This is a genomic window from Stappia indica (genome assembly GCF_020177335.1).
Taxonomy (GTDB): Bacteria; Pseudomonadota; Alphaproteobacteria; order Rhizobiales; family Stappiaceae; genus Stappia; species Stappia indica_B.
The window spans coordinates 62,326-85,543 of sequence record NZ_JAIVMG010000013.1; the positions used below are offsets into that span (position 1 = coordinate 62,326).

Consider the following 23,218-nt stretch of genomic DNA (forward strand, 5'->3'; position numbering starts at 1 on the left):
TTGCCCCGCCCGGTGCCCGGGAGGATCCGGCATCGGGCGGGGCACGGCCCTGGAACGCCCGTGTGGGGTTGGCTCAAGCCATGCGCCGGAGCCACCCCGCGGCGGGCGAACACCACTGATCCACGGTCTGGCGAATGCCCGCGCTATCGGCTTCGCCGCGTGATCCTGGGAGGACGAAGATGGGTTTCCTCTACGATACGAGCCTTGCGGGCTTCATCATTCTCACGTTGGTGCTCGGCAGCATGGCCGCCTGGGCGACGGGGCGGGCCTGCGCCCTGACCTGGCGGCCCTTGCGAACGCTGGTTTGGTTCACCTTTCTGCTGTCGTTGGCGGTGCGGTTCCTCAGCTTTGCGCTCTATGGAGGCACGCTGCTGTCCGTTCAGCACTGGCTGGTGGCTTTCGTGCTGCTGCTGGGGGTGTCGCTGACCGGCTGGCGGGTGACGCGCACCGGGCAGATGACCCAGCAGTATCGCTGGCTTTACGAGAAGACGAGCCCGTTTTCCTGGCGCCTGAAGCCGGGTGCGCGGGACGTGGGGGCCTGAGGGCCCTGTCATTTTCGCGAGGGGCGTTTCGCGCCTTTCGCGGGAAGCTGCCGAAGTGCTCGACTTTGATGGAAAAGGCGATACTCTTTCGGCACATGGCGGAAAAATCCGCCGACTTGCGGGCAAACAGTCCGCGACCAGAGTGGTCCAGCAACCGGCCCGATGGGGGCCGCGAAATGCATCTGGAGCAAGGGGAGATTATTTTATGAAAAAGGTTCTTCTGGCGAGTGTCGCCGCCGTTGTCGGCATGGGTGTTTCGAGCGCCGCCTTCGCCGATATCGTCATTGCCACCGCAGGGCCGATGACCGGCCAGTACGCCTCCTTCGGCGCGCAGATGAAGGCCGGCGCCGAACAGGCGGTTGAGGACATCAACGCCGCCGGCGGCATCAACGGCGAAATGCTGGTTCTGGAAGTGGGCGATGACGCCTGCGATCCGAAGCAGGCGGTTGCCGTCGCCAACCAGATGGTCGGCAAGAACGTGGCGCTGGTTGCAGGCCATTTCTGCTCCGGCTCGTCGATCCCGGCCAGCCAGGTCTATGCGGAAGAGGGGATCATCCAGATCTCGCCGGCCTCGACCAATCCGAAGTTCACCGACGAGCGTCCCGGTCCGGGCGTGTTCCGCGTATGCGGCCGTGACGATCAGCAGGGCCAGGTCGCCGGTGCCTTCCTTGCCAAGAATTTCGCCGACAAGAACATTGCGGTGATCCACGACAAGACCGCCTATGGCAAGGGTCTTGCCGACGAAACCAAGAAGTACATGAACGAAGCCGGCAAGAAGGAGACCCTCTACGAGGCCTACACCGCCGGTGAAAAGGACTATACCGCGCTGGTGTCCAAGCTCAAGTCGGAGAACATTGGCGTTCTTTATGTGGGCGGCTATCATACCGAGGCCGGCCTCATCAAGCGTCAGATGGCCGAACAGGGCATGGACACGATCCTCGTCTCGGGCGATGCGCTGGTGACCGACGAATACTGGTCGATCACCGGTGATGTCGGCTCCGGCACGCTGATGACCTTCTCGCCGGATCCGCGCAAGAACGAGATCGCTGCTCCGGTGGTGAAGGCGCTTGAGGCCGCCGGCCGGACCGCCGAGGGCTATTCGCTCTACACCTACGCGGCGATCCAGGCCTGGGCCGATGCGGTGCGTGCCGCCGGCTCGACCGACTATGACGCGGTGACCGAGAAGCTGAACGACGGCGAATTCGCCACGGTGCTCGGCAGCCTGTCCTTCGACGACAAGGGCGACGTGACCCTGCCCGGTTACGTGTTCTACGAGTGGAAGGACGGCAACTACGACTACCTGAAGTAAGACTGTCATCCGGGGCCGATACCGCCCGGGATCGCGAAGCCCCGTCCGGTTCTCCGGGCGGGGTTTTTGCATGTCCGGAGGCTCGTGGCAGCGCGCTTGATAACCTTAACAAGAGATTTCACGAATCGTTTGTACTGCCGGTCTGCGCTTTCCCGTAAACTCTTTGTCAAGGATAAGCGGGGTGTCGTCATGCACAAGGTTATCTGGGGCTTGGTGGCGATCTACGTGGTGATCGGCGTCATCTTGTGGACCGGTGCGGCCAGCGCCGCGCCGGATCTGGTGGCCTTTCGCGATGCCCGGTTCGCGCCCGGGACCATTGTCGTTCACAACAGCGAGCGGCGGCTCTATCTGGTGCAGCGCGGCGGTACGGCCCTGCGCTACCCGGTCGCGGTCGGCAAGCGCGGCAAGGTCTGGCGGGGCCGGACCTATATCAAGGGGATGCATGTGCGCCCGGCCTGGTCGCCGCCGGCGGAGGTCAAGCGCGACCTGCCGCATCTGCCCGCCGTCATCCCCGGCGGGGCCCGCAACAATCCGATGGGCGTGGCGGCGATGACGCTGGCGGGCGGCGAATATGCGATCCACGGCACCAACCGACCGGGGCTGATCGGGCGGGCGGTGTCCTATGGCTGTATCCGCATGAACAACGCCGATATCGCCGATCTGTTCCGCCGGGTCGGCGTGCGCACGCCCGTGGTCGCCGTCAACTGACGCCGATGATTTGCCAGTCTTTTCAGCTGACGCCGCCGTTGCCGTGTTGACGGCGGCGGCGGGTTTTCGTCAGGCGCGAAGGGCGTCCTTCCGCCGGACACCTGCAGGCCGGTGCGGCTCTGAGGGGGCGCCGTACCAGTTTGCGGGTTTTTCCGGATTTATTGAATTCAAGAATTCGAATATTATAAAATTATAAAAAACATAGGAGCCTGTCATGCTGTCGCTCTCCAAGAGACATTGGTCGCCCTATGTGGCGGGCATTGTGATCGGTTTGCTGCAAATTCCCGCCTTCCTCCTGGTCGATACGGCCCTTGGCGCTTCGTCCTCCTTTGTCACCGCCGGGGCTTGGGTCGCGAGCCTGTTCGATGCCGGGGTCAGCGATATCGCCTATTTCGCCAAGTACATGAGTGCCGACAAATACATCTGGCAATCGGCGCTGGTGATCGGCATCGCCCTTGGGGCGTGGCTGTCGGCCCGGGCGTCGAGCAGCCGGCGGGCCACGTTTTCTCCCGCCTGGACCCGGCTCACCGGCGTGACCTCGCTGGGGTCGCGTTTGGCGTTGGGCTTTGTCGGCGGCTTCGTCCTGCTTCTGGGCGCACGGATCGCCGGTGGCTGCACGTCCGGTCACGGCATTTCCGGTATGGCGCAACTGGCGGTCGGCTCGACCGTCGCGGTTGCGGCGATGTTCGCGGGCGGCATTCTCACAGCCGCCTTGATGAAGAAGATCTGAGGAGGCACCAGCATGTCGATATTCTGGCTCGTGTTGCTCGGCCTCGCCATGGGGGCCGTTTTCGGGGTCGCGCTGGAGAAAAGCCGGGTGATGGAACCGGGCGTCCTTGTTGGCCAGTTTCAGTTCCGCAACTTCACCATGCTGAAGATGTTCCTCGCCGCGACCATTACCGGTCTGATCGCACTTGCGGTGCTGAATGGCCTCTTCGGCGTTGCCCTGCATCCGAAGTCTTTCGCGCTCGGTCCGGTGCTGATCGGCGGGCTGATCCTTGGCGTGGGCATCGCGCTTGCCGGCGCCTGTCCGGGCACGGCACTGGCGCAGGCCGGGGCCGGCTATCGCGACGCCTATGCGGTGATCGCCGGCGGTATCGCCGGGGCGATCTTCTACGGCTACAACATCGACTGGATCGGTGCGGCCCTGTCGTTCGGCAGCTACGGCAAGATCACCTTCGCCGACCTTCTGCCGTTGCCGTTCTGGGGGCTGGCCCTGATCCTTGCGGCAATGCTCGCGGCCTTCCTGGTGGTGCTGGAGCGGCTCGTGCCGTGGCAGGCGGATATGGACAAGGCGGAGGCGCTTCTGGAGCATGATGCCGTGCCGGCAGGGCGCGGCTATTCGGCCCCAGCGGAGTAACGCCGGCAAAATTGCCGCCTTCGCTAACCTGAGAATCCCTTTCCTCCTCCTTGATCCAACGGGGAGGGAAGGGATTTTTCGTGTCCGGGGTCAACTGTCGTCGGGCTTGTCGTGGCGGGGGCAAGGCGGCATTCTCGTGCCCTCGGTTTTCGTAAGGAGCACCTGACGGGAGACAACTTGATGCTTGGCGCGCTGACCGTGATCCTGTGTTGCCAGCTTGCCGGCGAAATGCTGGTGGCGGGCACCGGCCTGCCGGTGCCCGGGCCGGTGGTCGGCATGGTGCTTCTGTTCGCCGGGCTGGTGCTGCGCGGCGGCATTCCCGTGGCGCTTGCCGGCGTGGGCGATGCGTTGCTCGGCCACCTGGCGCTGTTGTTCGTGCCCGCCGGCGTCGGGGTTGTCCTGCACATCGGCCTGCTGGGGCGGGAGGGGGCGGCGCTGTCCGTGTCGTTGCTCATCAGCACCTTGCTCACTATTGCCGTTACCGCCGGGATCATGCGCCTGTGCCTGCGCGGGGACGGCGACGGCATGAGGCAACCGGGCGAGGCCACCAAGCCCTCCGAGGCCGGCCAATGACTGATCCGCTCGCCGAAATCTGGGTTTATCTGTCCGCCAGCCCACTGGCGGCGCTGACGCTGACCCTTGTCGCCTATCAGGCCGGGCTGGCTCTTTCCCGTCGCCTTGGCGGCCATCCGCTGGCCAATCCGGTGCTGATCGCGGTGGCGCTGATCAGCGGGCTGCTGCTGGTGAGTGGCACCGACTACGCGGTTTATTTCGACGGGGCGCAGTTCGTGCATTTCCTGCTCGGGCCGGCCACCGTGGCGCTGGCGCTGCCGCTTTACCGACAGCTCGCCACCGTGCGCCGCTCGGCGCTGGCGATTGGCGTCAGCCTCATCGCCGGCTCGCTGTGCGCTATTCTTTCGGCGGTCGGCATCGCCTGGGCGATGGGGGCGGGGGCGCAGACCCTTGCCTCGCTCGCGCCGAAGTCGGTAACGGCGCCGGTCGCCATGGGCATTGCCGAGGCGCTGGGCGGCCTGCCGTCGCTGACCGCCGTTCTGGTGATCCTGACAGGTATCCTCGGCGCGGCGCTGGGGCCGCCGCTGCTCGATCTTCTGCGGGTGCGCGATTGGCGGGCGCGCGGCTTTGCCATCGGCGTTGCCGCCCATGGTATCGGCACGGCGCGGGCGCTGCAGGTCAACGAGACCGCCGGCGCCTTCGCCGGGCTGGCGATGGGGCTGAACGCCATCGCCACTGCGATCTTGCTGCCGCTTCTGTGGCAGCTCTTCGTGTCGCTGTAGCGCCTTCGCCGGCTTTCTGGCGCGAAAGGTCAGGCGCGGGCGCGTTCCGCTCGGTCGGCGGCGCGCAGCCAGGCGCGCGGATCGGTGCTCTCGCCGCCATTGCCGCTCTCCCCGCCGAGCGCCCGGCAAAGGTCGGCCACCGCATCGAGCGAATGCACCGCCCGGAATTCGTCCACATGCGGCAGCATCGCTCGCACGCCCTTGGCGCGGGCCTCGAAACCGTCGAAGCGCAGCAGCGGGTTGAGCCAGATCAGCCGCCGGCAGGAGCGGTGCAGCCGGTCCATCTCCCGGGCCAGATCCTCATCCGTGTCCCGCTCCAGCCCGTCGGTGACGAGCAGCACCAATGGGCCGCCGGACAGCACCCGGCGGGACCAGTGCTTGTTGAAATCGGCGAGCGCCGTGGCGATGCGGGTGCCACCGGACCAGTCCTCCACCCCTTGCGAACAGGCGATCAGCGCCTCGTCCGGATCCTTCATGCGCAGCTGCCGGGTGACATTGGTCAGCCGCGTGCCGAACAGGAAGGTGTGGACGTTGCGCCGCTCCTCGGTCAGCGCATGGAGGAAATGCAGGAGGATGCGGGTGTACTGGCTCATGGAGCCGGAAATGTCGCACAGGGCGACGATCGGCGGGCGCCGCGTGTCGGGCCGCCGGTGCTTTAGCGCGATCATGGCGCCGCCGGTGCGCAAGGTGGCGCGCAGGGTGCTGCGCGGGTCGATGCGGCCACGGGCCGCGGCCACCAGCCGGCGCTGGCGGATCTTCTCGATCGGCATCACCATGCGCCGAAGCTCAGCTTGCGCGGCGCGGATCTCCTGCGCGTTCATCTGCGCGAAGTCCTTGCGCTGCAACAGCTCGCGGCCGGAAACGGTGAACCGGGCGTCGACCTCCAGCTCTTCCTTCTCGCTCTGGGATTGCCGGTCCCGGGTGGCCTGGAACGCCTGCGCGACCCTCGTTTGCCCGGCTTTCGGCTTGTCCGGCTCAGTGCGTGGCGGCGCCACGGGCGAGAGGATCGACAAGAGCTTTTCCACGAGCCCGCGGGACTTCCAGTAAATGCGGAAGGCCTCGTCGAAGATCACCCGGTGGTCGTGCTTGCGCACGAACACCGCATGCAGCGTCCAGTAGAGGTCCTCCCGGCTGCGGATGCCGGCAAGCTCGACCGCGCGCACCGCATCGACGACGCTGGCCGGCCCGACCGGCATGCCGGCCTTGCGCAGGGTGCGGGCGAAATGGACGATGTTGTCGGCGATCCGTCCGTCATGGGAGGGGGCGGCGCTGTCAGGCGGGGGGCTGTCGAGTGGGGGCATCGCCGTCAATCCGCCGCCGCTTCCCGATCGAATGCGGCGCGCAGCTCGTCGATCATCCGCCGGGCGGTGGAGCCGCGCACCCGGTCGATGTCGTCCTGATACTTCAGGAGCACGCCGAGGGTGTCGGAGACCATGTCCGGATCGAGGGCGATTTCGTTGAGCTCGGTCAGGGCGGTGGCCCAATCGAGGGTTTCGGCGACCCCGGGCTGCTTGAACAGATCTTCCTCGCTGCGCAGTTTCTGCACGAAGGCGACCAGCTCGCGGCTGAGCCGTTCGGCGGCGCCCGGCACCTTGCGCCGGACGATCTCCAGCTCGCGCTCCGCGTCCGGATAGTCGACCCAGTGATAGAGACAGCGGCGCTTCAGCGCGTCGTGGATCTCGCGGGTGCGGTTGGTGGTGATTATGACGATGGGCGGGGCCTCGGCATGGACGACGCCCAGCTCGGGAATGGTCACCTGATTGTCGGCCAGCACCTCCAGCAGAAAGGCCTCGAAGGCCTCGTCCGCCCGGTCGAGCTCGTCGATGAGAAACACCGGCGGGCCTTTCAGGGAGGGTTGCAGCGCCTGCAGCACCGGCCGGCGGATCAGGAAGCGCTCGCTGAACACATCCTTGGACAGGGCCTCGTGATCGGCATCGCCGGCGGCTTCCGACACCCGGATCTCGACCATCTGCGCGGCGTAGTTCCATTCATAGACCGCAGTGGAGACATCGAGCCCCTCGTAGCATTGCAGGCGGATCAGGTCACGGCCGAGCGCACTCGACAAGACCTTGGCGATTTCCGTCTTGCCCACCCCGGCCTCGCCTTCCAGGAACAAGGGGCGGTTCATCCGCAGCGCCAGATGCAGCACGGTGGCCAGGGCGCGGTCGCCCACATAGCCCTGGCTGTCCAGAAGCTTCTGGGTGTCGTCGATGGAAGCGGGCAGGGGCTGCGAAGTCATCTGACCTCCCGAATGCTGGTTGGGGTCCGCACCCTTTGAGCGACAGGGTGCCATCTTGCGCGTTTCCCGGATCATAAAGGCCTTTTGCCGGAATTGGCAGGGTACAGGGCAACAGGGTGTGCCGCGATCCTCCCCGGTCACGATCAAGTGTTCGGCAGGCTGTCGTGGCTGTCCTTTAACGTCTCGTTAACCATATTCTCTAGAGACTGAAACTCGGGAACGATGAACGGTCCCGGGGGTGGGGAAACCTTAGGAGGTTCGGTCATGAAGACTTCGGACTTTTCCCGTCAACTGGATGGATACGGGCTGCTGACGGCGCAGATCCTCTATCATATGCCCGACCATCCGGACCTGTTGCAGAGCTTTCTCTGGCAGACCTTCGACAAGGCGCCCAGATTTCCCGAGTTGAGCCGCTTCCTGCGTTTCTGGCAGCGCGATCTCGACGGCAAGCTGCATTCGGTGATGGTGGCGCATCGGGACCTGATCGGCCCGACCGACTGGCGTCTGCTCGACGCGGAATTTCCGATCCACTGACCGGACCCTAGCGCGGCGGCAGGGTGAGGCCAGCGCCGTCGCGCATCACCGCACGGGCCTCGCGCGTGAAGTCGGAGCCCGAGCCTTCGTGCAGCACGAAGCCGGGCAGCAGGCGCAAGGGGGCGCGGCTGGCGCGGATCGCGCGGATCAGGATCCGGGTGGCCGCGGCCTCCGGGCGTGGGCGCAAGGGGATGACGTCGATGGCGCCAAAGCGGCCCGGCAGCACCTCAAGCAGCTCGCCAAGGCCATCGGCACGGAAGATGACGGTCAGGCTGCCGCCTTCCTTGAGGATGTCGGTCGCCACCCGGGCCCAGGGCTCCAGCCCTTCGGCCTCCAGCACATGAGCCCCGGCCCGGGCGCTTGCCGGCGAGGCGCGAAAACGTCCACCCGTGTAGTAGGGCGGGTTCATCACCACGTGATCGGCAAGCGAGGGCGTCAGGCCGGCGGCGTGCCGCTCCCGTCCCCTGGCGGTGACATCCGCTTCCAGCAGGGTCGTTCGCCCGGCAAAGGCCGCGTTTTCCGGGAGGTCGAGCGCCTCGCGGGCGAGGGCCAGCGCCTGCCGGTCGCGGTCGACCAGCGTGACCCTGACGTCCGGCAACCGTGCGGCGAGACAGAAGCCGGCTGTTCCCACGCCGGAGCCCAGGTCCACCACATGGCCTTTCGTTGTCGCCGGCACGGCGGCGGCAAGATAGACCGCATCGAGGCCGGCCCGGTGAAAGCCCTTGGCCGGTTGCAGGATCTGCACCTGTCCGCCGAGAAAGGCATCCTTTGTGATGTTTCGGGCGGCGAGCGGTGCGGGCTCGCTCTCGCTGGCGGCGCTCATTTGCCGGCACCGCCCGCTGCCGGGGCGGTGTCGGCGCCAAGCTCATGGCCAAGGCCGGCCTCGCGCAGGATGCGCCGGGCGCTTTCGAGGTCTTCCTCCTCGACCATCAGCCGGCGTGCGAGGATGCCAAGCGAGCCCTCGACCACGCTCATGTTGCCGTCGAGGACGAAATGGGCAATGCCGGCATCGGCAAGCAGCGCTTCGACAAAGGAGATCAGCACCATGTCATTGGTGCGAAGCAACGGGACCATGCTGTGTTACCATCGGGTGATTTGGTGATGGGGAGGATAGAGCGCCGCCGCCGGGAAGGAAACCGTTGCTCACGTGGCTCTTGTCGGACCCGTCGGGTGCGGCAATTTACTCCACCGGTTGTCTTCCGGGGTGGGTGCATCGAAAGATGGCTTGCCCGACGTTGATGCCGGACCTATTGTCCCGCCGAACCGTCAAGCAAAAAAGGTTTTCAAGGTGGGTGTTGTCGTTCCTCTCCGCGAGACGCGGTCCGACGCGGCGAGTATTCAACGGCTGGTCGATCTGACCGCCGGTGGAATGTCCGCCGTGAACGAGCTCATCCTGTCGAAGGCCGGCTCGAATGTCGACCTGATACCGGAAATCGCGCGCCACCTGATCTCCTCCGGCGGCAAGCGGCTCAGGCCGATGCTGACGCTGGCGATGGCGGAGTTGTGCGGCTATCGCGGCGACGGCCATGTGGGGCTGGCGGCGAGCGTGGAGTTCATGCACACCGCGACGCTGTTGCATGACGACGTGGTCGACGAAAGCGACATGCGGCGCGGAAAACTGGCGGCGCGCAAGCTCTGGGGCAACCAGGCCAGCGTTCTGGTCGGTGACTACCTGCTGGGCCAGGCCTTCAAGATGATGGTCGATGTGGGCTCGCTGGATGCGCTGCGCATCCTGTCGGGCGCTTCGGCGGTGATCGCCGAAGGTGAGGTGATGCAGCTTGGCGCGGCGGAGGATATCGGCACCACCGAGGCGCGCTACATGGAGGTGATCGAGGCGAAGACGGCGGCGCTGTTCGCTGCTGCCGCCGAGGTCGGGCCGGTGATCGCCGGGGCCGATGCATCGGTGCGCGCGTCGGCGCGCAGCTATGGCATGGCGCTGGGGCTGGCTTTCCAGCTTGTCGACGATGTGCTGGATTATGGCGGCTCGGCGAGCGATCTGGGCAAGGACACCGGCGACGATCTGCGCGAGGGCAAGATTACCCTTCCGGTGATCCTCGCCATTCAGCGCGGTCAGGATGCGGACCGTGCCTTCTGGCGCCGCTGCCTGGAAGAGCGGGACGTGCGCGACGGCGATCTGGAGCAGGCGGTTGCTCTGATGCGGACGACCGATGCGCTGGCCGATACGGTGACACGCGCCCGTGACTTCGGCGCCGAAGCGCTGTCGGCGCTGGAGGCTGTTCCGGCGGGCGCCCATCGCGATGCCCTGGCCGAAGCGGTCGATTTCTGCATCGCCCGGATCTGCTGACCGGCCGACAAGCGCTTTCCGAAAAGAGAAAAAGAGGCGGCGTGCCGCCTCCGTCAGGTGCCGTCGGCGGTGCCTTGACTTGAGATGACCGGGGCCGAGCGAATCCACCAGTTCGCGTGTTGCGCGGCGATGCGCGCGGCGATTTCGCCCGCCTCCACCGCGTTATCCACAATCGCGAAGCACGTGGCGCCGGAGCCGGACATACGGGCCAGGCGGATCGGCTGATGCTGGCGGAGTGCCGCTAGCACCTCGCCGATCACCGGGGCGGTGTCGATCGCCGGCGGTTCGAGATCGTTGCGGGTTTCGCCGAGCCAGTCGACAAAATCCTCCAGAGACCCAAAGCCGCCGCGGGGCAGGTCCGGCAAGGGGGGGTTGTCGCGCCGCGTCAGCGCCTTGAAGATGGTTGGTGTGGCGATGCAGGTGCCCGGATTGACCAGAAGCAGGGTGTGATCGGGCAGCGGCGGAACGGCGGTGACGGTCTCGCCGATGCCGGTGACGCGCGCCGGCCGGCCGTTGAGGCACATGGGCAGATCCGCGCCGAGGGCAAGGCCGATCCGGGCAAGCTCCGCGTCGGCAAGATCCGGCGCCCAGAGATCGCGCAAGAGCTTGAGCGTTGCGGCGGCGTCGCTGGAGCCGCCACCGATGCCGGCGGCGATGGGCAGGTTCTTTTCAAGGGTCAGATGCAGGCCCTGCGGTGCGATGCCGGCATGGTGTGCCAGCGCGCCCGCGGCCTGCAGCACCAGATTTTCCGCCATGTTGCCAGCTCTTGCCAGCGGCTCGGCGAAGGGGCCGGAGACGACAAGGTCGAACCCTTCGGCGGCGGGGCTGGCGGTCACCCTATCGCCGATCGCGGGAAATCCGACGAGGCTGTCGATCAGGTGATAGCCATCGGCGCGCCGGCCGGTGACATGCAGGGCGTAGTTGACTTTCGCAGGCGCAAGACGGCTGCGCGTGGTGGAGGACGACGCCATGGAGCGGCCCTTTGCGTCAGCCGCCACTTCCCGACGGGTCCGCCTTGGTGGTCGGCAGGGGCTCCGCTTCGGCCATGCCTTTCTCGATCTTGTCGAGGATCAGCGGCAGGATGTCCTCTTCCGGCTTCAGATCGCGCGCATGGTTCCACTGGAACCGGGCTTCGAGCCGCCGGCCGACCTGCCAATAGGCATCACCCAGGTGATCGTTGATCACGGGATCCTCCGGACGCAATTCCACGGCCTTTTCCAGTTCGCGCACCGCATCGTCATAGCGGCCGAGCCGGTAATAGGCCCAGCCGAGGCTGTCGACGATGTAGCCATCCTTGGGCCGCAGCTCGACGGCCTTGCGAATCATTTCCAGGGCCTCATCGAGCTTCTTGCCCTGATCGACCAGCGAATAGCCGAGGTAGTTGAGCACCAGCGGCTGGTCCGGCCAGAGGTCGAGCGAACGGCGGAAATCGGCTTCCGCCTCGTCCCATTTCTTCAGCCGTTCCCGGCAGATGCCGCGATAATAGAACAGCGTCCAGTGCTTGCCTTCCGGCTTTGCCAGGGTGGCGATGCCGGTGCTGTAGGTCTCCTCCGCCTCCTTGAACATCTTGCGGGCGCGGAAGACGTTGCCGAGGGCGGACACCGCCTCAATGTCGGACGGGTCGCTTTTGACCAGAGCGGCGAGATGAGCGCGTGCTTCCTCCAACCGGTCGAGGGCATTGTAATTGAGGCCGATCTGGATTTCCGCATCGCGCTTCAGGGGCGAAGCCTCCCGCACCCCTTCCAGGACGTCGATGGCTCGCTGCGGATTGCCAAGCCGGTCGAACAGCGCGGCAAGAGCGATGGAGGCCACATCCGCGTCTTCGTCGAGGTACAGCGCCAGTTGCAGGAATACCGCCGCCAGTTCCTCGCCGCCGTCGCGGCCGATTGCGGCGCCGAGGCCGTAGAGCACTTCCGCAGCGCCCGCCGCCGGGGTGGCGGCCATGACGGGAGGTGTTTCGCCGCTTTCGATCAGTCTCCCAGTTGCCTTGAGGGAAGGATGATCGGGCACGATCTTGTCGTATTCGGTCAGGAGGTCCAGTGCGGCCTTGCTGTCGCCGCTTGCGGCGAGGGAGCGGGCATAGGCGTCGACAACCCGCAGCGCGCCGCGATCGGTCTCGTAGGCGTCGCGGAAATTCTCCAGCGCGGCCGCGTTCTGTCCCACCTGATCCTGGATCAGGCCGGTGTGATAACTCTTGAACACGGCGTACCAGCTCGGTCCCTCAAGCCGGGCGATGACATCGAGCGCGCGCGAGGACTCGCCGGTGGCCGCCAGCGCCCAGGCGCGTATCAGTCCGGAGGTGAGTTCCGCCAGCGGACCGCGTGCCTCGCTGTCCAGAAGGATGGCTGCCTCATTGTATTCGCCGGCGCGAAAGGCATCGGTGGCGAGCAGCAGCCGGGCGATGAAATGATCGGATTGCTCGATCTGGAGCCGCTGCGCCAAGTCAAGCGCTTCCTGGATGTCGCCATTGGCGAGTTGCAGCACGAAGGCGCGGTCGAGCAGGAACGGGTTGCCCGGATCCGCCGTCAGCGCCTCGGCGAAGAACGCAGCGGCATTGGCAAGGTCATTGGTCTGGCCGGCATAGCGGCCGGCAAGGTAGCTGCCGCTGAGCGTGATCGGCAGCTCCTCGGCGGTGCCGGTCTGTTGCGGAGCCGCTTCCGCCCGGCTCGGCGCGGGAGCGGCCAGGAGGGCAAGCGCGAGGCCGGTCGCGACGGCACGGGCGGCCCGTGCGCGTCTGAAGGCCTCATGCTTGTGAGGCGCGGAGCACTCGGGGCGGCGGAAAACGGGGCATCGCATCATGATAGGGGACTTGCTGACCTTTGCTGCCGTGAGCGCGGAACCGACTCATTTGCATCAATACGTGACCTGAGGATGGCCTCATTGTGACCGCGCCGCAAGCCGGCGGCCCGGCCTTGCGGAACACCGATCCCCTCGCTCCCGGACCGTCACCGGCGCAGTGGAGGGCAGGGGGGAGCGAAAAATGTCACAAAACCGCGACGTTCACTTTCCCTGAATATGGGTGGGCGGGCGCTGGCGGCAATGCTCCGCGCCAGCACTTCGTGCGAAAAACCTTTGTTTCCCGCAGCGCATCATTTAAGTGGAACCCCAACCGGGGCGGGAGCGGGCCCGGGCGAAACGGTGCGTGCGTGCCGTCAGGACAAGAGGATGCAGGCAATGACCAAGTGGGTCTACGGCTTTGGCGACGGCAAGGCCGAGGGAACCGCCGAGATGAGGAACCTTCTCGGTGGCAAGGGCGCGAATCTCGCGGAGATGAGCAATCTCGGACTGCCGGTTCCTCCCGGATTTACGATCACCACTGAAGTCTGCACCCATTACGATCAGAACGGCCAGACCTATCCGGACGGCCTTCAGGCCGAAGTCGACGCGGCGCTGGAGACGATCGGCGGGATCACCGGCAAGCGGTTCGGCGATACGCAAAACCCGCTTCTGGTGTCGGTGCGCTCCGGCGCGCGGGTGTCGATGCCCGGCATGATGGACACGGTGCTCAATCTTGGCCTGAACGATGCAACCGTGCCGGCGTTGGCGGAGGCCTCCGGCGATCCGCGCTTTGCCTATGACAGCTATCGCCGTTTCATCCAGATGTATTCCGACGTGGTGATGGGCCTCGACCATCACGCGTTCGAGGAGATCCTTGAAAGCTTCAAGGGCGAAAACGGCCATACGCTGGACACCGACCTCAGCGCCGAAGACTGGGGCCAGCTGATCACGCGCTACAAGGCGCTGGTGGAGGAAGAGCTGGGCCGGCCCTTCCCGCAGGATCCGCACGAGCAGCTTTGGGGCGCGATCAGCGCGGTGTTCGCCTCTTGGGAAAGCGCCCGGGCGATCACCTATCGCCGGCTGCATAATATTCCCGGCACCTGGGGCACGGCGGTCAACGTGCAGGCCATGGTGTTCGGCAACATGGGCTCCGATTCGGCCACCGGCGTTGCGTTTACCCGCAACCCCTCCACCGGCGAAAAGGCGCTTTACGGCGAGTTCCTGATCAATGCTCAGGGCGAGGACGTGGTGGCTGGTATCCGTACCCCGCAGGACATCACCGAGGCCGCACGGATCGCCGCCGGCTCCGACGCCCTGTCGCTGGAGCGGGCGATGCCGGAGGCCTTTGCCCAGTTCACCGAGATCTGCGAGCGCCTTGAGGCGCATTATCGCGACATGCAGGATCTGGAGTTCACGATCGAGCGTGGCCGGCTGTGGATGCTGCAGACCCGGGCGGGCAAGCGCACCGCGAAGGCGGCGCTGAAGATCGCCGTGGACATGGCGGACGAAGGGCTTCTGAGCCAATCCGAAGCGGTGATGCGGGTCGATCCGGCGGCGCTCGACCAGTTGCTTCATCCGATGATCGACCCGAAGGCGGCGCGGGATATCCTCGCCAGCGGTCTGCCGGCCTCGCCCGGCGCGGCCTCCGGCGAGATCGTCTTCTCCTCCGACGATGCGGAAGAGGCGAAGGCGGCGGGCCGTGCGGTGATCCTGGTGCGGGTGGAAACCAGCCCGGAAGACATCCACGGAATGCATGCGGCGGAAGGGATCCTGACCACGCGCGGCGGCATGACCAGCCACGCGGCGGTGGTCGCGCGCGGCATGGGCAAGCCCTGCGTCTCCGGTGCCGGCATGCTGCGCATCGACTATCGCTCCGGCACGGTGATCGCCGCCGGCCGCAAGTTCTCCCGGGGCGATGTGATCACCATCGACGGCACCACCGGTCAGGTGCTGGCCGGCGAGGTGCCCATGCTGCAGCCGGAAATGTCGGGCGAGTTCGGCCGGCTGATGGAGTGGGCCGACGGGGCCCGCCGCATGGCGGTGCGTACCAACGCGGAAACGCCGGCGGATGCGCGCGCGGCGCGGGCCTTCGGCGCGGAAGGCATCGGTCTGTGTCGCACTGAGCACATGTTCTTCGATGGCGACCGGATTCTCGCTGTGCGCGAAATGATCCTGTCCGACAGCGAGGAAGGCCGGCGCGCGGCGCTTGCCCGTCTCTTGCCGATGCAGCGCGGCGATTTCACCGAGCTGTTCGAAATCATGCAGGGGCTGCCGGTCACCATTCGCCTGCTCGATCCGCCGCTGCATGAGTTCCTGCCGCATGGCAACGAGGAAATCGCAGAGGTGGCCGAGGCGATGGGCATCGACGCGGACCTGTTGCGGGACCGGGTCACCAGCCTCAACGAGTTCAACCCGATGCTCGGCCATCGCGGGTGCAGGCTCCTGGTGAGCTATCCGGAAATCGCCGAAATGCAGGCGCGGGCGATCTTCGAGGGGGCGGTTGCCGCGGCCAAGGCCACCGGCGCGCCGGTCACCCCGGAGATCATGGTGCCGCTGGTCGGCATGAAGGCCGAGCTGGATCTGGTGCGGGCCCGCATCGACGCAATGGCCGAGGCGGTTTCGCGCGAAAGCGGCGTGGCCATCGAGTACCAGGTGGGGACGATGATCGAGCTGCCGCGCGCCGCGCTGCGCGCCGGTCAGATCGCCGAATCCGCCGAGTTCTTCTCCTTCGGCACCAACGATCTGACCCAGACCACCTTCGGCATCTCGCGGGACGATGCGGCCTCCTTCCTTGGCGCCTATCAGCGCCTGGGGCTGGTCGAGCGCGATCCGTTCGTGTCGCTCGATCAGGAAGGGGTTGGCGAGTTGGTCGAGATCGGCGCGGAGCGGGGTCGCGCGACCCGGCCCGACCTGAAGCTCGGCATTTGCGGCGAGCATGGCGGCGATCCGGATTCGATCACCTTCTGCGAGCGGGTGGGCCTCGATTACGTGTCCTGTTCGCCCTTCCGCGTGCCGATTGCCCGGCTGGCGGCGGCGCAGGCCGCCCTTGCCCATGGCGATGCTCAGCAGCGAGACGTATGAGCCGCCGGCCCGCCACCATCAATGCACTGCGCCAGGGCGGCAAACCCGCTCTGGCGCGGGCGCTGTCCGCGGTCGAAACCGAACGCGGCTCCCTGATGCTTGCCGGCTTTCTCGACGCGGCGGCGCGCGCGGCACGGGCAACGGTGCTGGGGCTGACGGGCCCGCCCGGCGTCGGCAAATCCACCTTGACCAATGCACTGATCCAGGCGTGCCGGGCACGCGGTGAGCGCGTCGGTGTCATTGCCGTCGATCCCTCCTCGCAGATCACCGGCGGGGCGCTGCTCGGCGACCGCACCCGTCTTGCCACCGATCCGGAAGACGACGGCGTGTTCGTGCGCTCGATGGCGGCCCGCGATCGGCTTGGCGGCCTGTCGGACGATGCCATTGCCGCCGTGGTGGTGATGCGCGCGGTGATGGACCGGGTGATCGTTGAATCGGTCGGCATCGGTCAGTCGGAAGCGGATGTGGCGCAGGTGGCCGACACGCTGGCGCTGTGCATTCAACCCGGCTCCGGCGACAGCCTGCAATTCATGAAGGCCGGTGTGATGGAGCTTCCCGACATCGTTGCCGTGACGAAAGCCGACATGGGTGCCCTGGCGACCCGCGCGCGGGCCGATGTGGCCGGCGCGCTGACCCTGACCCGGCCGGCCGGTGCGGGCGATCTGCCCGAGGTGGTGCTGGTCTCGGCGGCGAGCGGTGAGGGGATCGCCGAATTCGTCGACCGCTGCGACCGGCTTGGCGCGGAGACTGTCCGCTGCGGCGCGCGCGACAGACGGCGGGCGGAGCAGCAGCGTCACTGGGTGCGTGACGCGATCACCCGCCGCTTCGGATCCGTCGGCCTGTCGCTGTGCGCCGTCGACGAGATGCTGGCCGAATGTCCGGGTCCGTTCAGCGCCATCGGCGCGCTGGATCAGAAGATGCGCGAACGGCTCGGCCTGGTGGTCCGCCTCGACTGAGCGCCTTCCTCGCGCGGCCTCTGGTCCGGGCGCGGCGGCTCAGGCGCTGATGGTCAGTGCGGCGCCGGCGGCGGCAACCGGCTGCCCGGCCGCCAGTCGGTCCTCGACCCCACGGATCTGCTCCGGAGGCACCGGGCGGGACATGAAGAACCCTTGCAGCTTGTCACAATTGGTGCGCTGCAGGATCGCGACCTGTTGCGCCGTTTCGATGCCTTCGGCGACCACCTTCATGCCAAGCGCCTCGCCCAGGTCGATGATCGTCGACAGGATCGAATGGGCGTGGGCGCCGATTTCAAGGTCGGCGATGAAGCTGCGGTCGATCTTGAGGGTGTTGAAGGGAAACCGGCGCAGGTAGCTGAGACTGGAATAGCCGACGCCGAAGTCGTCGAGCGCCACACGCACGCCCATCTCCTGCACCCGGGTCAGGGTTTCCATCACCTCCGGACTGCTGGTGGCGAACACGGTCTCGGTCACCTCGATTTCCAGCCGCGCCGGGTCGAAGCCCGCCTGCTCCAGGGTTTCCCGCAGGTCGTCGATGAAGCGGGGATGGCGGAACTGGGTCGGGGAGACGTTGACGGCGAGGCCGAGATGCGGCCAGGCCCTTGCGTCGGTGCAGGCCTGGCGCAGCACATAAAGGCCAAGGTCGTTGATCAGGCCGGTTTCCTCGGCAATGGGCACGAACACGCTGGGGCTGATCGCGCCCATCTCCGGATCGGTCCAGCGCAGCAGCGCCTCGACGGAGAGCACGGTGCGCCCGTCGATGGTGGTTTGCGGCTGGTACAGCACATGCAGGCGTTCGTCGTCGATCGCCCGGCGCAGCGCATGGGCGAGGTTCTCGCGGGTGCGTACCTGCTCTTCCATGCTCTGTTCGAAGAAGGCCCAGCGGCCACGCCCGTCCGCCTTTGCCGCGTAGAGGGCGATGTCGGCCTTGCGCAGGAGTTCGCCCATCGACAGGCTGTCTTCCGGCGCGATCGCGGCACCGGCGCTGAGGCTGATGTAGAGATGGCTCCCGCCGATGTACATCGGGACGGCGAAGCGGCTCTGCATGCGCTTCAGCACCGCCTCCAGCGCCGTGCGGCCGGGGCAGCCGGGCAGGAGCAGGGCAAACTCGTCGCCGCTGATGCGGGCGATGGTGGCGTTGTCCGGAACGAGAATGCGAAGCCGCCGCGCCGCCTCGCGGATGACCTCGTCGCCGGCGGCATGTCCCAGGGTGTCGTTGATGTCCTTGAAGTGATCGAGGTCGACGTAGATTACGCCAATCGCGCCATGGGTCTTTTGCCATTCGGCCAGCTCCGCGCGAAAGCGGGCGGCGAAGAAATCCCTGTTCGCAAGGCCGGTCAGGCTGTCATGCATCGCCGCGTGCTGGGCGCTGGCCTCGCTGCGGGCAAGGCGGCGGGTGGTCTGGCGGATATAGAACAGCACCAGCCCGGTAAGGGTTGCGATGGCGGCGGCCAGCAGCAACAGCACCGGGCCGACACCGGACAGGATCGCCGAGCCGGGGGTTGCCGAGCGCCAGATCAGCCGGCCGGCGATCTGTCCGCGGGGGTTTTTCAGCAGATATGCGCCGGTCTCGTCCGAGATGGGGGCGGACGAGGAAGCCGCCGGAGAGGCGACCTGAAGCCGGTCGATTCCGGACATGCGGGCCAGGGCTTCCAGGCGGTTTGCGTCCAGCTTCTTGATGCTGACCAGCACGGCGGGCGGACGGCGGGTGGCGACGAAGCGTTTCACCTCCGGGGCAATGGCGGTTACGGAGACGAAGGCAGGGCGGTCATCGAGTGCGACGAAGCCCATCTCGTGGATCGAGCGGGTGAAGCCGGCGGCGGGGCGTTCCAGAACGGACATCCCTGAGGAAAGCCGGGTGTAGCCGTTGATGAAGCGGGCCCGCGTGCGAGTGATCAGGGGCCAGATCTGGTCGACCAGTTCGGCCGTGTCGGCGGGGCGGCTCCACAGGCCGTTGGCGGCGCTGTAGATCACCGAACGGTCCTCGTCGATCACCAGCGAGCGTTCGTGGCCGTGGTTCTGAAACAGCCAGCGGCCGATGTTGACATCGAGCCAACTGGTGTCGAGGCTCTCAGGGCGGGAATGAACAAAGGCCTGGTCCCAGACGGCGACGCCTTCCTGCTCCTTGGCCATCATCTGGAGTTGCAGGCGGGTGCTGCCGCGCAAGAGGTCCCGTTCGCTGTGCATGGCAGCGATATCGGCCGATCTCGACGTATAGATGATCAGAGTGACGGAAAACGCAATGGCGACCAACACCAGTCCCACAACCGGGAACAGGATGGTATTCGCCAGGCGCGTACCGTCATTTGAAAATTTGGGCGTCATCCAGACCTCACCTGCGTACCGGCAAGGTTGCATGTTAGTTTTAACAATTAGCGTGGAGGCGTGGTTAACCCCTGTTTAGAAAAGAAAGGCTTTTCCCGGCGGCGCGCGGCGGGAGGATGCCGGCCGCTTCCTTGGGGGAATTCCGTTTGCGCCTTGCAGGGGCTGGCATTCGCGAGCGTGAGCGATTAGTGGAACAGCAAGATGAGTTTCAAGCGCGTTTCCCGCGCGGGGCATCGCGTTTCGGTTTTCCAAAGATCCTGGTCAGGTGAGGGGGGCGGAACGGGTCGGTTTGGCATTGCCGTGTCGGGGAGCGCAGACAGGAGTGTCGTTTGTCGAGCGCCGTCGATGAAATCCTTGCCGGACGGGAACCGGGTGGCCACGAACAACCGGCGCACCATCGGTATATCGTGACGGTGTTCGGCCTCTACGGCCGGCCCGCTGGCAAGGTCATACCGGTCGCCGCATTGGTGCGGCTTCTTTCCGAACTCGGCTACGAGCCCGCCAGCGTGCGCTCCTCGATTTCCCGGCTGAAGACGAAAGGGGTGCTGGCAAGCCAGAAGGTCGGCGGTGCCAATGGCTATCTGCTCTCAAGCGATCTTGAGCCGCATATGGTGGCGGGCGATGAGCGCATCTTCTGTCCGCGCGCGGCAAGTATCGGCGATCCGTGGCTGTTGGCCTCGTTTTCTGTCCCGGAAAGTGAGCGCAGGAAACGTCACAAGATCCGTGCCGGGCTGGCGCGGATGGGGTTCGGCACGGTCGCGCCCGGTCTGTGCATCGCGCCGATCCGTTTGCGCAAGGAAGCGCTCGAATACATGCAGGTGCATGAGCTGTCCGATTATGTGGAGTTCTTCGTCTCCGAGCCGATCGGTTCCGGCGACTTGCGGGCCAAGGTGGCCCGGTGGTGGAATCTCGACGAACTGGCCAGCGACTACCGCGCCTTCCTGGATGCGTTTGAGCCGGAGCTGGCGCGCTGGTCGTCGTTGCCGCCCGAGGGCAAGGAGGCCCAGCGCGAAGCCTTCCGCCTTTATGTGCCGATGGTGACCCAATGGCGCCGCCTGCCGTTTCTCGATCCCGGCTTGCCGCCCGAGCTGCTGCCGTCCGACTGGATCGGCATCACCGCCCGCAGGGTTTTCGCCGACCTCAACCGGGTGCTGAAGCCGATGTCGGAACGCTATGTCGATGAGGTGATCGGCGCCTGATCGCGCGGGGCCTCTCCCGTGACGAAGGCGACCAGCCCGCCGATCAGCCGGCGGGACACCGCTTCGAAGCGTTCCGCATCACACCCTTGCAGCATCGGAGCGTCGTCCCAGGCGCATCGGCGGCCGAACTGAAACGGCAGATCGAGGCAATGGCCGCTGTGCAGGCCCGGCATGGCGCTCTCTTCTGCGAAGATCTCCAGATGGGAGCGATGGCCCTGTTCGCGCAAGGCCGCGTGGTACTGGGCCGGAAACCGCTGGAACTGGCGCCAGGAGGAGGCGGCGACAAGCTGGCGATAGGGCGAAAGGCCACTTGTGTCGCCGGCGTAGGCGCCGTCGCGGCGGAGCGTGGCAGGCAGATCTTCAGGTGCCCAGCTGGACAGGGCTTCGTCGACCTGCGCTTGCGTCGCGTTTTTATGGTCCGGCGATGTGAAGAGGAACATGGCGCTTTCCTCCGCCGTCGTGCGCAGACTGACCGCTTCGGCATGGCACGCCTTGGCGGCCCATTCCGGATCGAACAACCGATCCGGCACCGCCGCGCTGGCAACGGGAAGGAACGCGGAAGGGGCGTGCCCGAGGGCGGGGGGCGGGGCTGTGGCTCCGAGCGCCTGAAGCCCCGCGCGCATCACCTCGTCCACGGGCGCGTGGTCGATCTCCGCCGCGCCGAGGTATTCGGCTGTCTTGCGGGTGACATCCGCCTGCCGCCGCGGCGACCAGGGTCGCCGCGTCCCCATGCTCATCAGGCTGACGCGATGGAGCAATCCGCGCGTTTGCGGCAGAACGGACAGCAGATGCGCGTACCAGCCGCCCGCCGATTGTCCGGCAACGGTGATGCGATCCGGATCGCCGCCGAAGCTGTGAGTGCGGTCCCGCAGCCAGTGCAGCGCCTGCAGCAGATCGGCGGCCGGCAGCGGCAGCGCATGGGCATCGTTCCGCCCCAGATGGCCGAGCGCGCCCAGGCGATAATTGACCGTGACGACGACAAGGCCTCTGGAGGCCAGGACCCGGCCATCGTACCAGTCCATCGCGCCGCCGCCGGTCATCCAGGCACCGCCGTGGACAAAGAGCAGAACCGGCAAGCCCTGCGCGTCCGAAGGCGCCCAGACATTTATGAAAAAGGCGTCTTCGGCTTGCGGGTTGGGGCGCCCGGTCCCCATGGCCGCCGCCAGCCGGCTGGGGCGCTGGGGGAAGATGGGGACCTCGCTCAAGGTCTCCACTTCAAGGCGGCCCCCCGCTGGTGCGGGGGGCGCGAACCGGGCCGGCGTTTCTGCGTATCTCAGCCCGTACCACGCATCGACTTTCACGCCATCGTGTTGCAGGCGCGCGGAGGGACGTCCGGGACGGTCAGCCATTAGAGCTTCAGGGAAATGTAGTCGGTGCCGGTCTGTCCGTTGCCGTGCAGCTCGTAGCCCATCGGTGCGGTGATCGAGGCGTGGCGGGTCCCGGTGTTGATGTCGCGCCACATGCGGCCAAGCAGGCTGTTCTCGGCGAAGGCGGCGGTGCCATGGAGCCAGCACAGGTCGTTCACCGCGTCGACGAGCTCATGTCCGGCGTGGCCGATCCCGGCGCGGTGACGGGCGCGCACCGCAAGCGGAATGGGGTCGGTACCGGATGCGGCGGCGTCGATCTGGGCCGCCGCCCGTTCCAGCAAGAGCCGCGCGCCATCGATCTTGATGCTGGCGGCTCCGAGGTTCTGGACGAATGCGCCGGAGTCGGTCTGCTTGGTGTAGCAGGTGTAGGTGATGCCGCGCTTGTGCGACATCTCCGTCACGTAGTCGAGCGCGGCATAGGCGGCGCCGAGCGACGGGGACTGGATTGTGGTCGACATCGCCAGATGCGGGGTCAGCCGGCGGCCGAAGGTGGCGTGCGGGTCACGCTCCGGCCCGGTGCCCATGAGATCCTCGAAGGTGATCACGCGGTTGTTGGCGACCCACAGGTCCTCCGCCACCATGGTGTTGGAGCCGGTGCCGCGCATGCCGAGGGTGAACCAGGTGTCCTTGACCTCGTACTCGCCGCGCCGCATCAGGACGAAGCCGACCTGGGGCTCGCTTTCCGCATCGCGTTTGATGAAGAGAATGCCGAGCGCCCATTCGGAATGGGAGCTGTTGGAGGCGAAGGGCCATTTGCCGTTGATCCGCCATCCATCGCCGTCGGGGACGGCCGTGCCTTGCGGCTGGGCGAAGATCGACGCGGCCCGGACCGGGCCATCGGCGAAGACCTCGTCCAGCGCCTCGTCGCTGAAACGGTTGGCCAGCATGACGGAGCCGTTGGAGATGACGACGCACCAGGCCGCCGCCGGGTCGTAGTACCCAACCGCCCTTGCCACCTCAAGCAGCATGGCGGCGCCGCCCTCTTCGCCGCCATAGCGCTTCAGGGTCGAGATGCGCCAGGCGCCGGTCGTTTCCAAAGCGTCGACGGTTTCCTGCGGCAGGACCCGATTGCGATCGGCGAGCAGCGCGTTTTCGCGCAGCAGCGGGCCGATCCGGTGGATGTTCTCGACAATACGGGCGGTGTCCTCAGCCGAGGGGGCGTGCCGCATGGTCACAGGGCTGAGCTGGGAAGCAAGAGCGTGAGACATTGTGTTCCTCCT

General features: G+C 66.5%; 21 protein-coding genes. 12 read left to right on the top strand and 9 right to left on the bottom strand.

The genetic code is table 11. The annotated features are described in order from the left end of the window. The first annotated feature begins 179 nt into the window (after positions 1–179). The 7 genes from LC062_RS16800 (at position 180) to LC062_RS16830 (ending at position 5,214) form a co-directional block, all read left to right on the top strand. Positions 180–542, top strand: a complete 363-nt coding sequence (locus LC062_RS16800) for a DUF6867 family protein (RefSeq protein WP_224912184.1) — start codon at positions 180–182, stop codon at positions 540–542. Between the two features lie 205 nt (positions 543–747). Beyond that, the gene (locus LC062_RS16805; protein ID WP_224912185.1) at positions 748–1,851 is read left to right on the top strand and encodes a branched-chain amino acid ABC transporter substrate-binding protein; all 1,104 of its coding nucleotides are present in this window, start codon (positions 748–750) and stop codon (positions 1,849–1,851) included. A gap of 189 nt (positions 1,852–2,040) precedes the next feature. Beyond that, positions 2,041–2,559, top strand: a complete 519-nt coding sequence (locus tag LC062_RS16810) for a L,D-transpeptidase (RefSeq protein WP_224912186.1) — start codon at positions 2,041–2,043, stop codon at positions 2,557–2,559. A 214-nt stretch (positions 2,560–2,773) separates the two neighbouring features. Continuing rightward, on the top strand, positions 2,774–3,289 hold the full coding sequence (locus tag LC062_RS16815) for a YeeE/YedE thiosulfate transporter family protein (protein WP_224912187.1): 516 nt from the start codon (positions 2,774–2,776) through the stop codon (positions 3,287–3,289). A gap of 12 nt (positions 3,290–3,301) precedes the next feature. Beyond that, the gene (locus tag LC062_RS16820; RefSeq protein WP_224912188.1) at positions 3,302–3,919 is read left to right on the top strand and encodes a YeeE/YedE thiosulfate transporter family protein; all 618 of its coding nucleotides are present in this window, start codon (positions 3,302–3,304) and stop codon (positions 3,917–3,919) included. A 180-nt stretch (positions 3,920–4,099) separates the two neighbouring features. After that, positions 4,100–4,492, top strand: coding sequence for a CidA/LrgA family protein (locus tag LC062_RS16825; RefSeq protein ID WP_224912189.1), 393 nt, complete (start codon positions 4,100–4,102; stop codon positions 4,490–4,492). Further along, positions 4,489–5,214, top strand: coding sequence for an LrgB family protein (locus LC062_RS16830; protein ID WP_224912190.1), 726 nt, complete (start codon positions 4,489–4,491; stop codon positions 5,212–5,214). Before LC062_RS16825 ends, LC062_RS16830 begins: the two co-directional genes overlap by 4 nt. A gap of 29 nt (positions 5,215–5,243) precedes the next feature. Here the strand turns inward: LC062_RS16830 and LC062_RS16835 are convergent, their stop codons facing one another. Both LC062_RS16835 and LC062_RS16840 read right to left on the bottom strand, forming a co-directional pair. Then, positions 5,244–6,515, bottom strand: coding sequence for a vWA domain-containing protein (locus LC062_RS16835; RefSeq protein WP_224912191.1), 1,272 nt, complete (start codon positions 6,513–6,515; stop codon positions 5,244–5,246). A gap of 5 nt (positions 6,516–6,520) precedes the next feature. Beyond that, the gene (locus LC062_RS16840; RefSeq protein ID WP_224912192.1) at positions 6,521–7,453 is read right to left on the bottom strand and encodes an AAA family ATPase; all 933 of its coding nucleotides are present in this window, start codon (positions 7,451–7,453) and stop codon (positions 6,521–6,523) included. Positions 7,454–7,717: 264 nt separating this feature from the next. On the opposite strand from LC062_RS16840, the gene LC062_RS16845 reads away from it, so the two are divergent. After that, on the top strand, positions 7,718–7,987 hold the full coding sequence (locus LC062_RS16845; protein ID WP_224912193.1) for an usg protein: 270 nt from the start codon (positions 7,718–7,720) through the stop codon (positions 7,985–7,987). Positions 7,988–7,994: 7 nt separating this feature from the next. Here the strand turns inward: LC062_RS16845 and LC062_RS16850 are convergent, their stop codons facing one another. Together LC062_RS16850 and LC062_RS16855 are read right to left on the bottom strand one after the other, a co-directional pair. Beyond that, positions 7,995–8,810, bottom strand: a complete 816-nt coding sequence (locus LC062_RS16850; RefSeq protein WP_224912194.1) for a tRNA1(Val) (adenine(37)-N6)-methyltransferase — start codon at positions 8,808–8,810, stop codon at positions 7,995–7,997. After that, a complete protein-coding gene (locus tag LC062_RS16855; RefSeq protein ID WP_224912195.1) occupies positions 8,807–9,061 on the bottom strand; it encodes a putative signal transducing protein in 255 nt (84 codons plus the stop codon). Before LC062_RS16855 ends, LC062_RS16850 begins: the two co-directional genes overlap by 4 nt. 214 nt (positions 9,062–9,275) lie before the next feature. On the opposite strand from LC062_RS16855, the gene LC062_RS16860 reads away from it, so the two are divergent. Then, complete coding sequence (locus LC062_RS16860) at positions 9,276–10,292, top strand: polyprenyl synthetase family protein (RefSeq protein ID WP_404829741.1); 1,017 nt, start codon at positions 9,276–9,278, stop codon at positions 10,290–10,292. A gap of 53 nt (positions 10,293–10,345) precedes the next feature. Here the strand turns inward: LC062_RS16860 and LC062_RS16865 are convergent, their stop codons facing one another. Continuing rightward, positions 10,346–11,290, bottom strand: a complete 945-nt coding sequence (locus LC062_RS16865; protein ID WP_224912197.1) for a 4-(cytidine 5'-diphospho)-2-C-methyl-D-erythritol kinase — start codon at positions 11,288–11,290, stop codon at positions 10,346–10,348. After that, a complete protein-coding gene (locus tag LC062_RS16870; protein WP_224912198.1) occupies positions 11,280–13,091 on the bottom strand; it encodes a tetratricopeptide repeat protein in 1,812 nt (603 codons plus the stop codon). Before LC062_RS16870 ends, LC062_RS16865 begins: the two co-directional genes overlap by 11 nt. Before the next feature lie 375 nt (positions 13,092–13,466). Here LC062_RS16870 and ppdK point away from each other — a divergent pair, with 375 nt between their 5' ends. Both ppdK and LC062_RS16880 read left to right on the top strand, forming a co-directional pair. Beyond that, the gene (ppdK, locus tag LC062_RS16875) at positions 13,467–16,151 is read left to right on the top strand and encodes a pyruvate, phosphate dikinase (protein WP_224912199.1); all 2,685 of its coding nucleotides are present in this window, start codon (positions 13,467–13,469) and stop codon (positions 16,149–16,151) included. Further along, positions 16,148–17,107 carry an ArgK/MeaB family GTPase gene (locus tag LC062_RS16880; RefSeq protein WP_224912200.1) on the top strand — a complete coding sequence of 320 codons (960 nt, stop codon included), beginning with the start codon at positions 16,148–16,150 and terminating at the stop codon, positions 17,105–17,107. The genes ppdK and LC062_RS16880 overlap by 4 nt, the downstream gene beginning before the upstream one ends. 39 nt (positions 17,108–17,146) lie before the next feature. Here LC062_RS16880 and LC062_RS16885 read toward each other — a convergent pair whose 3' ends face one another. After that, positions 17,147–19,432, bottom strand: coding sequence for a putative bifunctional diguanylate cyclase/phosphodiesterase (locus tag LC062_RS16885; RefSeq protein ID WP_224912201.1), 2,286 nt, complete (start codon positions 19,430–19,432; stop codon positions 17,147–17,149). A gap of 329 nt (positions 19,433–19,761) precedes the next feature. Here LC062_RS16885 and LC062_RS16890 point away from each other — a divergent pair, with 329 nt between their 5' ends. Beyond that, the gene (locus tag LC062_RS16890; protein WP_224912202.1) at positions 19,762–20,631 is read left to right on the top strand and encodes a PaaX family transcriptional regulator; all 870 of its coding nucleotides are present in this window, start codon (positions 19,762–19,764) and stop codon (positions 20,629–20,631) included. On the opposite strand, the gene LC062_RS16895 is transcribed toward LC062_RS16890, so the two are convergent. Further along, a complete protein-coding gene (locus LC062_RS16895) occupies positions 20,604–21,980 on the bottom strand; it encodes a carboxylesterase family protein (protein ID WP_224912203.1) in 1,377 nt (458 codons plus the stop codon). The two genes, LC062_RS16890 and LC062_RS16895, sit on opposite strands and share 28 nt — an antisense overlap. Beyond that, on the bottom strand, positions 21,980–23,206 hold the full coding sequence (locus LC062_RS16900; protein WP_224912204.1) for an acyl-CoA dehydrogenase family protein: 1,227 nt from the start codon (positions 23,204–23,206) through the stop codon (positions 21,980–21,982). Before LC062_RS16900 ends, LC062_RS16895 begins: the two co-directional genes overlap by 1 nt. Between the last annotated feature and the right edge of the window lie 12 nt (positions 23,207–23,218).

Excerpts from the sequence above, each read along its gene's own strand:
- LC062_RS16840 (WP_224912192.1), bottom strand. The coding sequence starts at position 7,453 with ATGACTTCGCAGCCCCTGCCCGCTTCCATCGACGACACCCAGAAGCTT.
- LC062_RS16820 (WP_224912188.1), top strand. The coding sequence starts at position 3,302 with ATGTCGATATTCTGGCTCGTGTTGCTCGGCCTCGCCATGGGGGCCGTT.
- LC062_RS16880 (WP_224912200.1), top strand. The coding sequence starts at position 16,148 with ATGAGCCGCCGGCCCGCCACCATCAATGCACTGCGCCAGGGCGGCAAA.
- LC062_RS16885 (WP_224912201.1), bottom strand. The coding sequence starts at position 19,432 with ATGACGCCCAAATTTTCAAATGACGGTACGCGCCTGGCGAATACCATC.
- LC062_RS16835 (WP_224912191.1), bottom strand. The coding sequence starts at position 6,515 with ATGCCCCCACTCGACAGCCCCCCGCCTGACAGCGCCGCCCCCTCCCAT.
- LC062_RS16870 (WP_224912198.1), bottom strand. The coding sequence starts at position 13,091 with ATGATGCGATGCCCCGTTTTCCGCCGCCCCGAGTGCTCCGCGCCTCAC.
- LC062_RS16845 (WP_224912193.1), top strand. The coding sequence starts at position 7,718 with ATGAAGACTTCGGACTTTTCCCGTCAACTGGATGGATACGGGCTGCTG.
- LC062_RS16825 (WP_224912189.1), top strand. The coding sequence starts at position 4,100 with ATGCTTGGCGCGCTGACCGTGATCCTGTGTTGCCAGCTTGCCGGCGAA.
- LC062_RS16805 (WP_224912185.1), top strand. The coding sequence starts at position 748 with ATGAAAAAGGTTCTTCTGGCGAGTGTCGCCGCCGTTGTCGGCATGGGT.
- ppdK (WP_224912199.1), top strand. The coding sequence starts at position 13,467 with ATGACCAAGTGGGTCTACGGCTTTGGCGACGGCAAGGCCGAGGGAACC.
- LC062_RS16810 (WP_224912186.1), top strand. The coding sequence starts at position 2,041 with ATGCACAAGGTTATCTGGGGCTTGGTGGCGATCTACGTGGTGATCGGC.
- LC062_RS16895 (WP_224912203.1), bottom strand. The coding sequence starts at position 21,980 with ATGGCTGACCGTCCCGGACGTCCCTCCGCGCGCCTGCAACACGATGGC.
- LC062_RS16850 (WP_224912194.1), bottom strand. The coding sequence starts at position 8,810 with ATGAGCGCCGCCAGCGAGAGCGAGCCCGCACCGCTCGCCGCCCGAAAC.
- LC062_RS16830 (WP_224912190.1), top strand. The coding sequence starts at position 4,489 with ATGACTGATCCGCTCGCCGAAATCTGGGTTTATCTGTCCGCCAGCCCA.
- LC062_RS16800 (WP_224912184.1), top strand. The coding sequence starts at position 180 with ATGGGTTTCCTCTACGATACGAGCCTTGCGGGCTTCATCATTCTCACG.
- LC062_RS16855 (WP_224912195.1), bottom strand. The coding sequence starts at position 9,061 with ATGGTCCCGTTGCTTCGCACCAATGACATGGTGCTGATCTCCTTTGTC.
- LC062_RS16815 (WP_224912187.1), top strand. The coding sequence starts at position 2,774 with ATGCTGTCGCTCTCCAAGAGACATTGGTCGCCCTATGTGGCGGGCATT.
- LC062_RS16900 (WP_224912204.1), bottom strand. The coding sequence starts at position 23,206 with ATGTCTCACGCTCTTGCTTCCCAGCTCAGCCCTGTGACCATGCGGCAC.